The sequence below is a fragment of the Luteibacter sp. P1_D3 genome, from assembly GCF_056406135.1.
Genome location: NZ_JBFUAT010000023.1, coordinates 28053 through 42567 on the forward strand (window position 1 = coordinate 28053; position 14515 = coordinate 42567).

Annotated in this window: 13 protein-coding genes; 6 read left to right on the forward strand and 7 right to left on the reverse strand. The window is 64.4% G+C overall.

Features of this window, described 5'->3' with window-relative positions; genetic code table 11:
- Positions 1-141: 141 nt before the first annotated feature.
- Positions 142-1839, reverse strand: coding sequence for an AMP-binding protein (locus tag AC1DYM_RS15200; RefSeq protein ID WP_477339694.1), 1698 nt, complete (start codon positions 1837-1839; stop codon positions 142-144).
- A gap of 123 nt (positions 1840-1962) precedes the next feature.
- On the opposite strand from AC1DYM_RS15200, the gene AC1DYM_RS15205 reads away from it, so the two are divergent.
- Positions 1963-2394 carry a hypothetical protein gene (locus AC1DYM_RS15205; protein WP_477339696.1) on the forward strand — a complete coding sequence of 144 codons (432 nt, stop codon included), beginning with the start codon at positions 1963-1965 and terminating at the stop codon, positions 2392-2394.
- 170 nt (positions 2395-2564) lie between these two features.
- Here AC1DYM_RS15205 and acnA read toward each other — a convergent pair whose 3' ends face one another.
- Positions 2565-5309, reverse strand: a complete 2745-nt coding sequence (gene acnA / locus AC1DYM_RS15210) for an aconitate hydratase AcnA (RefSeq protein ID WP_046966091.1) — start codon at positions 5307-5309, stop codon at positions 2565-2567.
- Positions 5310-5518: 209 nt separating this feature from the next.
- Here acnA and AC1DYM_RS15215 point away from each other — a divergent pair, with 209 nt between their 5' ends.
- The gene (locus tag AC1DYM_RS15215; RefSeq protein WP_477339772.1) at positions 5519-6463 is read left to right on the forward strand and encodes a LysR family transcriptional regulator; all 945 of its coding nucleotides are present in this window, start codon (positions 5519-5521) and stop codon (positions 6461-6463) included.
- A gap of 57 nt (positions 6464-6520) precedes the next feature.
- Here AC1DYM_RS15215 and hflD read toward each other — a convergent pair whose 3' ends face one another.
- The 3 genes from hflD to AC1DYM_RS15230 all read right to left on the reverse strand — a co-directional run bounded on the left by hflD (position 6521) and on the right by AC1DYM_RS15230 (position 8980).
- A complete protein-coding gene (hflD, locus tag AC1DYM_RS15220; protein ID WP_477339698.1) occupies positions 6521-7147 on the reverse strand; it encodes a high frequency lysogenization protein HflD in 627 nt (208 codons plus the stop codon).
- 163 nt (positions 7148-7310) lie between these two features.
- A complete protein-coding gene (gene mnmA, locus AC1DYM_RS15225; protein ID WP_477339700.1) occupies positions 7311-8447 on the reverse strand; it encodes a tRNA 2-thiouridine(34) synthase MnmA in 1137 nt (378 codons plus the stop codon).
- Complete coding sequence (locus AC1DYM_RS15230) at positions 8444-8980, reverse strand: NUDIX hydrolase (RefSeq protein ID WP_477339702.1); 537 nt, start codon at positions 8978-8980, stop codon at positions 8444-8446. The genes mnmA and AC1DYM_RS15230 overlap by 4 nt, the downstream gene beginning before the upstream one ends.
- A gap of 77 nt (positions 8981-9057) precedes the next feature.
- Here AC1DYM_RS15230 and clpS point away from each other — a divergent pair, with 77 nt between their 5' ends.
- Positions 9058-9390: an ATP-dependent Clp protease adapter ClpS gene (gene clpS, locus AC1DYM_RS15235; protein ID WP_046966087.1), complete on the forward strand. Its 333-nt coding sequence runs from the start codon at positions 9058-9060 to the stop codon at positions 9388-9390.
- 77 nt (positions 9391-9467) lie between these two features.
- Positions 9468-11735, forward strand: coding sequence for an ATP-dependent Clp protease ATP-binding subunit ClpA (gene clpA / locus AC1DYM_RS15240; protein WP_477339704.1), 2268 nt, complete (start codon positions 9468-9470; stop codon positions 11733-11735).
- Between the two features lie 162 nt (positions 11736-11897).
- On the opposite strand, the gene infA is transcribed toward clpA, so the two are convergent.
- Both infA and AC1DYM_RS15250 read right to left on the reverse strand, forming a co-directional pair.
- Positions 11898-12116 (reverse strand): translation initiation factor IF-1, encoded by a 219-nt coding sequence (infA, locus tag AC1DYM_RS15245; protein WP_019466733.1) that lies wholly within the window; start codon positions 12114-12116, stop codon positions 11898-11900.
- An 83-nt stretch (positions 12117-12199) separates the two neighbouring features.
- Positions 12200-12475: a polyhydroxyalkanoic acid system family protein gene (locus AC1DYM_RS15250; RefSeq protein ID WP_477339706.1), complete on the reverse strand. Its 276-nt coding sequence runs from the start codon at positions 12473-12475 to the stop codon at positions 12200-12202.
- Positions 12476-12614: 139 nt separating this feature from the next.
- On the opposite strand from AC1DYM_RS15250, the gene AC1DYM_RS15255 reads away from it, so the two are divergent.
- On the forward strand, positions 12615-13385 hold the full coding sequence (locus AC1DYM_RS15255) for an FHA domain-containing protein (protein WP_477339710.1): 771 nt from the start codon (positions 12615-12617) through the stop codon (positions 13383-13385).
- A gap of 39 nt (positions 13386-13424) precedes the next feature.
- Positions 13425-14510 carry a 3-phosphoserine/phosphohydroxythreonine transaminase gene (gene serC, locus AC1DYM_RS15260; RefSeq protein WP_477339712.1) on the forward strand — a complete coding sequence of 362 codons (1086 nt, stop codon included), beginning with the start codon at positions 13425-13427 and terminating at the stop codon, positions 14508-14510.
- Positions 14511-14515 lie beyond the last annotated feature (5 nt).

Sequence of the window (14515 nt, forward strand, 5' to 3'; positions counted from 1 at the left end):
CACCCATCGCCGATAAATCGGCTCCTACCTAGCGGGACGAGGCAGACGGCGATCCCCTGCTCGGTAGGAGCCGATTCATCGGCGATGCTCTTCGGTGATGCATAAAAAAAGCCCCGCTCAAGGCGGGGCTTTGTCGTCTTATCAGGACTGGGCCGCTTTCCGCTTCGCCCGATCCTCATCGCGCAATTCGCGACGAAGGATCTTGCCCACGTTGGTCTTCGGCAATGCGTCGCGGAATTCGATCTGCTTGGGGCGCTTGTAGCCCGTGAGATTCTCGCGGCAGTACTCGCGCAGGGCTTCTTCGGTGAGCGCCGGATCCTTGCGGACCACGAAGATCTTCACCACTTCGCCCGAATGCTCGTCGTCGACGCCGACGGCGGCCACTTCGGCCACGCCCGGATGCGCCATGACGATGTCCTCGATCTCGTTCGGGTACACGTTGAAGCCCGAGACCAGGATCATGTCCTTCTTGCGATCGACGATGTAGACGTAACCGTTGGCGTCCATGCGCGCAATGTCGCCGGTACGCAGCCAGCCGTTCGCGTCGAGCACCTTGGCGGTTTCGTCGGGGCGGTTCCAGTAGCCCTTCATCACCTGAGGGCCCTTGATGCACAGCTCGCCGACTTCACCGATGGGTAGCACCTGGCCGTCATCGGTCCAGATCTGCACATAGGTGGAAGGGATCGGAAGGCCGATCGAGCCGTTGTATTCCTTCAGGTCGAGCGGATTGATGCAGGCGGCCGGCGAGGTTTCAGTCAGGCCGTAGGCCTCGGCAAGCGTGATGCCGGTGGTCTTCTTCCAGCGTTCCGCCACGGCGCGCTGCACGGCCATGCCGCCGCCGAGCGACAGATGCAGGCCGGAGAAATCGAGGTCGGCAAAGCCCGGCGTGTTGAGCAGCCCGTTGAACAGGGTGTTGACGCCGGTGATCGCTGTGAAGCGCTCCTTCGAGAGCTCCTTGACGAAGCCCTTCATGTCACGCGGATTGGTGATCAGCAAGTTCAGCGCGCCCATGCGCGTGAAGACCAGGCCGTTCGCCGTCAACGAGAAGATGTGGTACAGCGGCAGCGCGGTGACGATGATTTCCTCACCCATCTTGGCCGAGCCGCTGATCCAGGCATCGGCCTGGAGCATGTTGGCGACCATGTTGCGATGGGTGAGCATCGCGCCCTTGGCGACGCCGGTGGTGCCACCGGTGTACTGCAGGAAGGCGATATCGTCGTGGCCGACGTCGGTCTTCGGTATCGGGTGGGACTTGCCGCGGGCGAGCGCATCCCTGAAACGGACGGCCATCGGCAGCTTGAATGCGGGCACTTCCTTGCGGATGCTCTTGACCACGAAGTTGATGATGTTCCCCTTGGGGAACCCGATCATGTCGCCGACGGCCGTGGTGATGACGTTCTTCACCTGGGTGCCGTCCAGCGCCTGCTCGGCGGTCGCGGCGAAGTTGTCGAGCACGACCAGCGCCTTCGCGCCGGAATCTTCCAACTGGTGATGCAGTTCGCGGGTGGTGTACAGCGGGTTGGTGTTCACGACGGTCAGGCCGAGGCGCAGGGCGCCGAACAGCACGATCGGGTACTGAAGCAGGTTCGGCAGCATGATCGCCAGGCGATCGCCCTTCTTCAGGCCGAGTTCGCCGGAGAGGTAGCCCGCGAACGCGGCGGACAGCTCGTCGATCTGCCCGTAGGTGAGGACCTTGCCGAAGTTCTTATAGGCAGGGCGATCACGAAATTTCTGAAAGGACTCTTCGAAGACGGCCGCCACGGAGCGGTACGCGTTGACGTCGATGTCGGCGGGAATGCCGGCCGGATAGTGGTCAAGCCACGGACGCTCAATGCTCATGGATCGGACGAACTCCTGAAAGGACAGTCGTACGGCGGCCTGTCGTACGATCGCGGCATTGGAGCATACGCGCGCGTATAGCGGCAAGCCGCAACGCAACGAGACAGCACAAGGGATAACACGATGTCGAAACCCTGGATAGCACTGGCATTTCTGCTGTTGTCGGCACTGGCCGGCTGTCGGCATACGCCGGACGAGGAACAGGTGCGCAAAGCGATCGCCGCGACGGTCGCGGGCGCAGAGGCTGCCAAGGCCAGCGATGCCGTGGAGGTGCTCACGGACGACTTCGATGGCAACATCGGGGAGCTGGACAAGCGCTCGCTGGCCAACCTCGTGCGCTTCTATGCGCTGCGTGGGCAGTCGATCCACGTCCTGATGGGCCCCACGACGATCGAACGGCGCGGCGAACGCATGGTTGCGACGTTCACCGCGACGCTCACCGCAGGTGCGGGCGTTCTTCCGGACAACGCTGGCGCGTACCAGGTGGAAACGGGCTGGCGGAAGGAGGGTGGCGAGTGGCGCTGTTTTACCGCCACCTGGAAGAAGGCTCTCTAAGTCACCGTACCCCGCTCGGTAGGAGCCGATTCATCGGCGATTTCTAACCGTGTCGCGAGCACCCATCGCCGATGAATCGGCTCCTACCTAAAGCGGGCGCACGGCTGCAACAGGGGCATCAGCCACAAAAAAACGCCCCGGCTTTCACCGGGGCGTTTCCGTGGGGCTTCTTACGCCGCCTTCGCCAGCTGGCGAAGCACGTACTGCAGGATGCCGCCGTGGCGGAAGAACTCGCGCTCCTTCGGAGTCAGCAGGAGCACCTTGACGGTGAACTCCTTGACCGAACCATCCGGACGCGTGGCCTTGACCGTCGCCGTCTTCGATTCGCCGCCGTTGAGGCCGGTGATGTCGAACACTTCGTCGCCCTTCAGGCCGAGCGTCTGCGCGTTCTCGCCTTCCTGGAACTGGCAGGGCAGCACGCCCATGCCGACCAGGTTGGAGCGGTGGATGCGCTCGAAGCTCTCGGTGATCACGGCCTTGACGCCGAGCAGCAGGGTGCCCTTGGCCGCCCAGTCACGCGACGAGCCGGTGCCGTATTCCTTGCCGGCGAGGACCACCAGCGGCGTGCCGTCGGCCTTGTACTTCATGGCCGCGTCGTAGATCGCCATTTCTTCGCCGGTCGGGATGTGCTTCGTGAAGCCACCTTCGACGCCGTCGAGCATCAGGTTCTTGATGCGGATGTTGGCGAACGTACCGCGGACCATGACGTCATCGTTGCCGCGACGCGAACCATAGGAGTTGAAGTCCTTCGGCTCGACGCCCTTGGAGATCAGGAAGCGACCCGCCGGGGAGTCCTTCTTGATCGAGCCGGCCGGCGAAATGTGGTCGGTGGTGATCGAGTCACCGAAGATGCCCATGGCGCGCGCGCCGTGAATGTCCTCGATCGTGCCGGCCTCGGCGGACATGCCGTCGAAGTAGGGCGGGTTCTTGATGTACGTGGAGTCGTCCCAGGCGTAGGTCTGGCCATCCGGCGAGGCGATGGCATTCCAGCGGCTGTCGCCCTTGAACACGTCGGCGTAGCTGTCCTTGAACATCTGCGGATTGATCGCACCGGCGATCGCATCGGAGACTTCCTTGTTGGTCGGCCAGATGTCCTTGAGGTACACCGGCTGGCCGTCGCTACCGTTGGCGATCGGATCCTTGGTCAGGTCGATGTTCAGCGTGCCGGCCAGCGCATAAGCGACGACCAGCGGCGGCGACGCCAGGTAGTTCATCTTCACTTCGGGGTGCACGCGGCCTTCGAAGTTACGGTTGCCGGAGAGCACCGAGGCCACGGCGAGGTCGCCCTCGGCGATACCCTTGCTGATCTCGGCCGGCAGCGGGCCGGAGTTGCCGATACAGGTGGTGCAGCCGTAGCCGACCACGAAGAAGTTCACCTTCTCGAGTTCCTCGAGCAGGCCGGTCTTCTTCAGGTATTCGGTCACGACCAGCGAGCCTGGTCCGAGCGAGGGCTTGACCCACGGCTTGGAGGTCAGGCCACGCGCGGCAGCCTTCTTGGCGACCAGGCCGGCGGCGAGCATGACGGCCGGGTTGGACGTGTTGGTGCACGAGGTGATCGCGGCGATCACGACCGAGCCGTCGTTGATGCGGAAGGACTGGCCGTCCTTCTCGACGAGCACGCCGTCGCTGCTGACGTTGTTGGCGTCGTTGCCGACGGCCGTGCCGCCACCTTCATTGCTGAAGCGGGCGACGTCGCCGTTCTTCGGCTTGCGGTTGATCGTGAGCGGACCGACGGCATCGAGGAAGCTGTCCTTCACGCCTTCGAGCAGGACGCGATCCTGCGGACGCTTCGGGCCGGCCATCGACGGACGCACGTCGGCGAGGTTGAGCTCGAGCGTCGTGGTGAACTCGGCATCCGGCGTGTTCGCGTCGTACCAGAGGCCCTGGGCCTTGGCATAGGTTTCGACCAGGGTGATCTGCGCCTCGTCACGACCCGAAAGACGCATGTAGTTCAGCGACTCCTGGTCGATCGGGAAGATGCCGCAGGTTGCGCCGTATTCCGGGGCCATGTTGGCGATCGTCGCGCGATCGGCCAGCGGCAGGTTCGGCAGACCTTCGCCGAAGAACTCGACGAATTTGCCGACGACGCCGAGCTTGCGCAGCATCTGGGTGACGGTCAGGACCAGGTCGGTCGCGGTGACGCCTTCGCTGAGCTTGCCGGTCAGGCGGAAGCCGACGACCTGCGGGATCAGCATGGACGACGGCTGGCCGAGCATGGCGGCTTCGGCTTCGATACCGCCCACGCCCCAGCCGAGCACGCCCAGGCCGTTGATCATGGTGGTGTGCGAATCGGTACCGAACACGGTATCCGGATAGGCGAACGACTCGCCGTCGACATCGGCGGTGAAGACGACGCGGGCGAGGTTCTCCAGGTTCACCTGGTGAACGATGCCGGTGCGCGGCGGCACGACCTTGAAGTTGTTGAACGCCTTCTGGCCCCAGCGCAGGAACGAGTAACGCTCCTGGTTACGCTCGAACTCGATCTCGACGTTCTGTTCCAGCGCGCCTTCCGAACCGAACGCGTCGACCTGCACCGAGTGGTCGATGACCAGTTCGGCCGGCGCCAGCGGGTTGATCTTGTTCGGGTCGCCGCCGAGCTTGGCGACGGCATCGCGCATCGCGGCCAGATCGACAACGCAGGGCACACCGGTGAAATCCTGCAGGACCACGCGGGCGGGCATGAAGGAGATTTCGATGTCCGGCTCGGCCTTGGCGTCCCACTTGGCCACCGCCTCGATTTCCTTCGAGGTGACGTTCAGGCCGTCTTCCTGGCGGAGAAGGTTCTCCAGGAGGATCTTCATCGAGTAGGGCAGGCGCTTGATGTCGAACTTGTCGCCGAACTTGGCCAGGCTGGCGATGGTGTGGCGCTTGCCGTTGACTTCGATGCTGTCTCGGACTGAGAACGAGTCTTTCATGCTGTACTCCTGGCGTGTTCTTAAGCTGGGGAGGCCTGACGCCCCCTGGGGAGGCGCCAAAGCGTCGATTATCGCGCAGTCTGGTCCCTGCGTGCGACCGCCGTGAGACCGGTGACCGGCTAGAATGGCGGGTTCGTGGCGCAGGCCGCGCGAATTCGGCGGCGAAAGGATGGAGCGGGCGGACGATGGGCGCAAACGTATTTGATGGCATGCAGCGTTCGATGATTTCGATGGCCCTCTCATCGGTGTCGTTGCGCGACCTCGCGCTGGTCCAGGCCGTGGCCCGCGAAGGCAGCTTCAACAGCGCGGCCCGCGCCATGTACATCAGTCCCTCCGGCCTCTCGCACCAGGTACAGAAGGTGGAGCAGGCGCTGGGCATGCCCTTGTTCGAGCGGGGCGGCCGGCGGGTCGTGCCCACGACCAGCGGTCAGCGGCTGCTCGGCTACATCGAGGCCGTGCTGGGGGCGGCCGAGCATCTGGAGCACGCGGCCCGGGCTGGCGACATCGCCTTCGGCAGCGAACTGCGGCTCGGCGTGCCCTCCACCCTGGGTCCCTACCTGCTGCCCCATTTCATCGAGCCGTTTCCCCAGCGTTTTCCGGGCGCACGACTGACCATCTCCGAGGGCAAACCACGAGGCTTGCTTCGGCGTCTTCACGAAGGTGAGCTCGATGCGGTCCTGGCGCCGCCCAGCGCCACGATCACCGGGCTCGATTCGACCGCGCTCTTCTTCGAGCCCTATGAGCTGTTGCTGCAGGCAGGGCATGCGCTGGCCGGGCGTAGCGCCATCGCCCTCACCGAGCTGGATGCTGCCGACGCGACCCTGATGGCCGAAAGCCATGGCAACGGGGTGTCGGATCTCGGCATGCCAGGGGCGGCGCGTCCGGAGCGTATCCAGGACCTGAGTATCGAAAGCCTGGCGACCCTGGTCGCCCTGCGTGGCGGCTACACGCTGGTGCCGATCCTTGCACACGACCGGCTTGGGTCGATTCCCAACGTCGTCCTGGCGGCTGTCGAGGGTGCCCGACCGGGGCGGCATATTGCGCTCTATTGGCGAAGCGCGACGCCATGGCGGGACGACCTGGCGCGCTTCGGCGATCTGTTGCGCGAGCTGGCCGGGACGATTCCCGGCCTCGACGCCGCTACCGCTCGGTAGGAGCCGATTTATCAGCCAAAAGCCGATTTATGTGGGCGCCGATTCATCGGCGATGCTCTAACCGCCGCCTTCCAGCGTCGACCCCGTCAGCAACCCACGCGCCAGCATCGCGCACTGCTTCCGATAGATGAGCAGTTGCCATTGCCGGCCGCCGAGCTGATGCCAGAGCACCGCTGAGCGCGCCGAAGCCAGCAATGCCGAGCGCACGCGATCCACGTTGGCTTTCTGCTGCAGGTGTGCCGGCGTTCCGGTCACCATCACGCGCGGCTTCAGCGTGGAGAGTGTGGAGGCGTATACCTCGGCCAGTCGTGCTGTGACGTTCGCGTGGTTCATGCCGAAGTGTTCGACCTGGCGCTGGGTGGCGACGATGCCTTCACGCAAGCGGTCGAGCACGGGACGGTTACGCGCCAGTGAACGCTCGAGGCGAAGCACGGTGATCGCCATGCGCATGACGGCGACGTCGCGCGTCTCGTCTTCGAACTGGGCAACCAGCGTGCGCAGGCCACGGCGCACGCCACCCACTCCACCATAGACCGAGGCCACCGAATCGGCGTCGATCCGGAAGACACTGGCGAGGCTGGACTCGAACGCCACGTCGTCGCAGCGGCCATCGGTGGCCAGCTGCTGGGCCAGGGCAGCGCCCTGGAAGACCCCGGCAAGTGCGAGGACGCGTTCTTCGTTCATCGGAAAAACTCAAAAAGGGAGTGGGGATTTTGTAGGAGCCGATTTATCGGCGATCCCTGCGGAGCGCAGTGTCGGGAGTCGGCGCGAGCACCCATCGCCGATAAATCGGCTCCTACCCGAGCCGTTGTTTCCCGAGCCGTTGCTGCCCTTGCGGTTGCGCCGTTCATGCGGCGAGGCCGCCGTAGGGGGCGTCGGTCGCTGAAATCACGGCGCCGCCGAGGCAGGCCTCGCCGTCGTAGAGCACCACGGACTGGCCGGGCGTCACGGCGCGTTGGGGTTCGTCGAAGCTGACATGCAGTGTGTCGCCGCGCAGCTCGACCGTGCAGGCCTGGTCGGCCTGGCGGTAGCGCGTCTTGGCGGTGCAGCGGAACAGGGCGCTCGGGGGCTCGACACCGAGGTCACACGAGACGTCGAAGCCGGGCGGCTCGCCGGCCACCCAGGTCACGTCGGTGGCGGTGAGCCGCGTGGACTGCAGCCAACGGTTTTCGCCGCCCTGGGCCACGATCAGGGTATTCGTCTCGACATCCTTGCCGACCACGTACCACGGCTCGTTCGGCGCATCCGCGCGGCCGCCGATACCCAGGCCGTTGCGCTGGCCCAGCGTGTAATACATGACGCCCTGATGCTCGCCGATGACACGGCCGTCCGGATCGACCATCGCACCCGGCTTCGCCGGAAGGTATTGGGCAAGGAAGGCGCGGAAATCGCGCTCGCCGATGAAGCAGATGCCGGTGGAGTCTTTCTTGGCATGGGTCGGCAGGTTGGCCTCACGGGCCAGCTCGCGGACCAGCGGCTTCTCGATCTCGCCCACCGGAAAGAGCGTGGCCGCCAGCTGCGTCTGGCCGAGCGCGTGGAGGAAGTAGCTCTGGTCCTTGGCCGCATCCACGGCGCGCAGCAGGCGATAGCGCCCATCCTGGAAATCCACGCGTGCGTAATGGCCGGTCGCGATCTTTTCCGCGCCCAGGGCCTGGGCGTGCTCCAGGAAGGTCTTGAACTTGATCTCGCGGTTGCAGAGCACGTCCGGATTGGGCGTGCGGCCTGCCGCGTACTCGGCGAGAAAGTAAGCAAACACGCCGTCCCAGTACTCGCCGGCGAAGTTGCGCGCGTGGAACGGGATGCCCAGGCGGCCGCAGACGGCTACGGCGTCCCTGCGGTCGTCGTCGGTGGTGCAGGGGCCGGAGCGGTCGTCTTCCTCCCAGTTCTGCATGAACATGCCTTCGACCTCGTGCCCGCTCTGCTGGAGCAGCAGTGCCGCGACGGAGGAGTCCACGCCGCCGGAGACGCCGAGGATCACTTTCACGGCGTCAGTCCGGGCAGCAGGCTTTCCACGGTATCCAGGGGCAGGCGCCGGCCGTCCAGCCAGGCGTCGATGGTCCGCATGATCAGCGGGCTGCGCAGACGGGGCCCCATGGCCTCGATCTCGTCCCGGCGCAGCCACAAGGCGCGACGGATGCCCTCGTCCAGGACCCGATCGGGGTCATGGGACACCACGTGGCCGGCGAAACTGAAGCGCAGGACCTGATCGCCATGCTCATGGCTGGTCCACTGCCAGACCCCGAGGAAGGCATCCAGGGCGATCGTGTACCCGGTTTCTTCCAGGGTCTCGCGGACCGCGGCGGACGGGATCGCTTCGCCCGGATCGAGGTGGCCGGCGGGCTGGTTGTAGGCGAGCTCACCGAAAATCTCCTCCTCGACGATCAGGAAGCGATCGCCACGCGCGACCACGCAGGCCACCGTGACACGGGGGCACCAGACAGATTCGGCCTGAGAAAGTGAGGATGGCATCGGCTTATTGGGGGGAGGGGGGCTCTGGTAAAAGGCATATTGTGCCATTACCTGTGGATGTCGACCCCAAAGTGGTCGGGAAACCGGTGTATATAATCGAATCGCGTACCGAAGGTTCTTAATTAATGTCCCAGGAACACGAACACGATCAGGAAAGCGACCGGGGCCATGGCCTCGCCATTGAAACGACGCGTCCGGAAACGGCACGACCGCCACTGTTCCAGGTCGTCCTGCTCAACGACGACTTCACCCCGATGGATTTCGTGATCGAGGTTTTGCGCAGCTTTTTTGGCATGGATCAGGAGCGTGCGGTCCAGGTCATGCTCCACGTTCATACCCGAGGCAAGGGCGTGTGCGGCGTTTTCACTCGCGAGGTGGCAGAAACCAAGGTGACCCAGGTCAACGAATACTCACGGTCTCATCAGCACCCGCTGTTGTGCACTATGGAAAAGATGTAGCTGATCCCCCATCTGGTGTTCATGCGGCAATGACAGGGGCTGGTCCCCGCCGCCCACAGCTATCGGAGACGGTCCGTATGTTCAGCAAGGATCTCGAAGTCACCATCGGGCACTGCTACAAGCAGGCCCGGGAACAGCGCCACGAATTCATGACGGTCGAGCACCTGCTGCTTGCCTTGACTGAAAACACCTCCGCCCTGGCCGCCCTGCGCGCCTGTGGCGTCGATCTGCCGCGCCTCGCGGCCGATCTCCAGCGGATCATCGCCGAGACCGTGCCGGTGCTTCCGGCCGGGGACGAGCGCGATACGCAGCCCACGCTGGGCTTCCAGCGGGTGCTCCAGCGCGCCGTCTACCACGTGCAGTCCTCGGGTCGGAAGGAAGTCACCGGCGCTAACGTGCTGGTCGCCATCTTCGGCGAAAAGGACTCCCATGCCGTGTATTTCCTGCACCAGCAAGAAATTACGCGCCTGGACGTGGTCAATTACATCTCGCACGGCATCGCCAAGATCGGTGACGAGTCGGCCGCTCCTTCGTCCAGCCCCGAGCGGGATGGCGAGGAAGGCGGCGAGGGCAAGGGCAATCCGCTCAGCGAATACGCCAGCAACCTGAACGAGCTTGCCATCCAGGGCAAGATCGACCCGTTGATCGGCCGTAACGACGAAGTCGAGCGGACCATCCAGGTTCTGTGCCGCCGTCGCAAGAACAACCCGCTCTACGTGGGTGAGGCCGGCGTGGGCAAGACCGCCCTGGCCGAGGGTCTGGCCAAGCGCATCGTCGAAGGCCAGGTGCCGGAAGTGCTGGAAGACTGCACGATCTGGTCACTGGACCTCGGCGCCCTGGTTGCCGGCACCAAGTACCGTGGTGACTTCGAAAAGCGCCTGAAGTCGGTCATCGCCCAGCTCAAGAAGCAGCCGAACACGATCCTCTTCATCGATGAGATCCATACCATCATCGGTGCGGGTTCCGCGTCGGGCGGCACCATGGACGCCTCCAACCTGATCAAGCCGATGCTGGCCTCGGGTGAACTGCGTTGCATCGGTTCGACCACGTTCCAGGAATTCCGTGGTGTGTTCGAGAAGGACCGCGCGCTGGCTCGTCGCTTCCAGAAGATCGACGTGGTCGAGCCCACCGTGGCCGACTCCATCGAGATCCTGAAGGGCCTGAAGAGCCGCTTCGAAGAGCACCATTCCGTGGAATACACGAATGAGGCGATTCGCGCCGCGGTGGACCTGGCGGTCAAGCACATTCCCGACCGCCTGCTGCCGGACAAGGCCATCGACATCATCGATGAAGCCGGTGCCCGCCAGCGCCTGCTCCCGGAAGATCAGCGGACCGGCAAGGTGGACGTCGCCGAGATCGAGTACATCGTCGCCAAGATGGCGCGTATCCCCGCCAAGCAGGTTTCGGCGTCGGATCGTGACGTGCTGCGTAACCTCGAGCGCAACCTGAAGATGGTCGTGTTCGGTCAGGACGCGGCGATCGAGGCCCTGGCCTCGTCGATCAAGATGGCGCGTTCGGGCCTGGGTGATCCGTCCAAGCCGATCGGCAGCTTCCTGCTCGCCGGCCCCACCGGCGTCGGCAAGACGGAAGTCACCAAGCAGCTCGCCATGCAGCTGGGTATCGAGATGGTTCGCTTCGACATGTCCGAGTACATGGAAGCGCATTCGGTCTCGCGCCTGGTCGGTGCCCCTCCGGGCTACGTCGGCTTCGACCAGGGTGGCCTGCTCACCGAGCAGATCACCAAGCATCCGCACTGCGTGCTGTTGCTGGACGAAATCGAGAAGGCACATCCGGACGTCTACAACATCCTGCTTCAGGTCATGGATCGCGGTGTGCTGACGGACACGAACGGTCGCGAGGCCAACTTCAAGAACGTCGTGATCGTCATGACCACGAATGCCGGCGCCCAGCTGGCGTCGCGTCGCGGCATCGGCTTCATGAAGCAGAACCACGCACCGGATGCCATGGAGACCCTGCGCCGTATGTTCACGCCGGAGTTCCGCAACCGTCTGGACGCGATCATCCAGTTCAACGCACTGGACTTCGACCACATCCTGCGCGTGGTGGACAAGTTCCTGATCGAGCTGGAAGCCCAGTTGACCGAGAAGAAGGTCAGTGTGGATGTAACGCCGGAGGCCCGCCGCTGGTTGGCCGAGCACGGCTTCGATCCGCAGATGGGTGCCCGTCCGATGGCCCGCGTGATCCAGGACAAGGTCAAGCGCGCACTGGCGGACGAGCTGCTCTTCGGCAAGCTGGCCGAAGGTGGCAAGGTGACCCTCTCGGTCGAGGGCGACGAGCTGCACGTGGAAACGGAGTCGGCCGAGCCGGCGCACGTGACCGCATAAGGCCGCGGAAACGGCTCCTACAGAGCTAGCTCGGTAGGAGCCGATTCATCGGCGATGGGTGCTCGCGACACAGTTAGGCATCGCCGATGAATCGGCTCCTACAGAAGGCACGAAAAAAGGCCGCGCACTGCGCGGCCTTTCTCGTTATCGCATCAGACTCGCTTATTTCATGCGGTAGGTGATGCGACCCTTGGTCAGGTCGTAGGGGGTCATTTCGACCTTCACCTTATCGCCCGTCAGGATGCGGATGTAATGCTTACGCATACGGCCGGAGATGTGGGCAGTAATGACATGCCCGTTCTCGAGCTGTACGCGGAACATGGTGTTGGGCAAGGTCTCCTGGACCGTGCCTTCCATTTCGATGACGTCGTCTTTTGCCATGTGTTCCGGGTCGGATGAACGGCCGGAATGGCCGCATAAGTCCATTAGTATGCCATAGCCGGCCCTCGCGGGCCAGCCGGGGCTCAGGCGAACTGCTCGTCGAGCTTCTTGCGGATCTCTTCTTCGATCGTGCCCTTCAGCGGCGACAGGAGCATGCCCAGTTTGGCGGTCACGTGCACGTCGCTGGGGGAAACGGCGATGGCGCCTTTGACGCCTGAGCGCTGGAAGGTGAGGGTGTCGCCCTCCCAGGCGCCTTCGGTACCGAACTTCTCACGCATGCGGTCGGCCACCCGTTCGACCACGGCGCGCGCCTCGGCGACGGTCTTGCCGTGCGGGCGGCGGATATCGATCTTCGCCATGGGGCGTCCTCGTCCAGTGGAAAGCGCCGGAGTCTATCAGGCCCGGCGTCACGTGACGTCGACACAGACAGCGACACCTTTGCGTTCAAACAGATACCGCACTCTGCTAAAGTCGCTTCGTCAACGTCCCGGTTCCTCCATGCGCATCGAATTCGTCAGCTCGGCTCGCGGTGATTTCCACTGGTCACGGCCCGTCCTCACGATCGGTCGCGCCGACGATAACGACCTCGTCGTTTCCGAGAGCCAGGTAGCCGCCAACCACGTCCGCATCCATCGCGACCGTCGCGGTCTGGTGTTGTCCGTATTTCCCGAGGCCGGCCGCGTCTACGTCAATGCGCGTCCCGTGCGTGAGCGCGCGCTCCTGCGCGCCGGCGACAGCCTTTCCCTGGGCGACTGCCGCATGCTCATTCGCGACGATGCGGATGTGGATGCCCGTGATCTGACCGAACCGACCGATGCCCGCTGCACCGTGGCCCTGCGCCCGGTGGCCGGTCCGTTGTCCGGCCGTACCATCCCGGTGGGCGATCGCCTCGAACTGGGCGCCACCCACGGTGCCTTGCCGCTGGAGTTGCCCGGCAACGACGCGGCGCTGCTGGTACTGGCCTGGGACGACGGCGAGCTGATGCTCGATGGCTCGCGCGTTCCCGCACGGCATGCCGTGCGGGTCAACGGGGTCAAGGTCGTGCGTGCCGCACTGCAGCCCGGCGACCAGATCGGCCTGGCAGCGCATCGCTTCGTGCTCGACGGCCCCGGCTGGTCCGCCGAACCGGTGGTCGTCATGCCCGAGCCCGAGCCGGACGTCTCGTTTCCCGAGGACGTGGCCGGCCCGCGGGGCGAGGTGTGGTGGTTGATCCTGACGGCAGCCATCCTCGCTTTAGGCATCGCCATGGTGCTGTTCGTCCATTTTTGAGCGGCATAATGCGGGGACCTTCCCCGTGGACGAGACGAAGTGAGCAGAGCCTGGAATTTCAGCGCCGGACCGGCGGCGCTACCCGAAGCCGTATTGAAACGCGCACAGGCCGAGATGCTCGACTGGAACGGATCGGGCGCTTCCGTCATGGAACTGTCCCATCGCGGCAAGGCCTTCATGCAGCTGGCAGCGACCGCGGAAGAGCGCCTGCGACGTCTGCTCGGCGTACCGGCGGGTTACAAGGTGTTGTTCCTGCAGGGCGGTGCCACGCAGCATTTCGCCCAGATCCCGATGAACCTCGCCGCCGAAGGTGACAGTGCCGACTACATCGTGACCGGGCACTGGGGTGAGAAAGCCGTGCGTGAAGCGGCGCCTTACATCAACGCCCGTGTTGCGGGCAGCTCCGAGGCCGCGCACTACCTCGACCTCCCGCCGCGCGAGAGCTGGGTCCTCGATCCGGCCGCCTCGTACGTGCACTACACGCCGAACGAAACGATCCACGGCGTGGAATTCCACGACGTACCCGACGTCGGTGACGTGCCGCTGGTTGCCGACATGTCGTCGAACATCCTCAGCGAACCGGTGGACGTGGCGAAGTTCGGCCTGATCTACGCTGGCGCGCAGAAGAACATCGGTCCGTCCGGTCTTGTGGTGATGATCATTCGCGACGACCTGCTGGCGCGCAAGGGGCGGCCGATGGCGAAGATCTTCCGCTACGCCGAGCACGCGGCCAACGACTCCATGCTCAACACGCCCAACACCTGGGGCTGGTACCTCGCCGGTCTCACCTTCGAATGGCTGGAGACGCAGGGCGGTCTCGCCGCTATGGGCGAGCGCAACGCGCGCAAGGCGAAAACCCTCTATGACGCGTTCGAGAACTCCGGCGGTTTCTATCGCAGCCCGGTTGCCGTGAATGCGCGTTCGCGGATGAATGTGCCATTCACCCTGCACGACAGTGCGCTGGATGCGGCTTTTCTTGCGAAATCCGAGGCTGCGGGCCTGCTTGCACTGAAGGGACACAAGGCCGTCGGTGGCATGCGCGCGTCGTTGTACAACGCGGTTCCGCAGGAGGCCGTGGATGCGCTTGTGAACTTCATGCGGGACTTTGCGGCGAAGCACGGTTAAAGTCG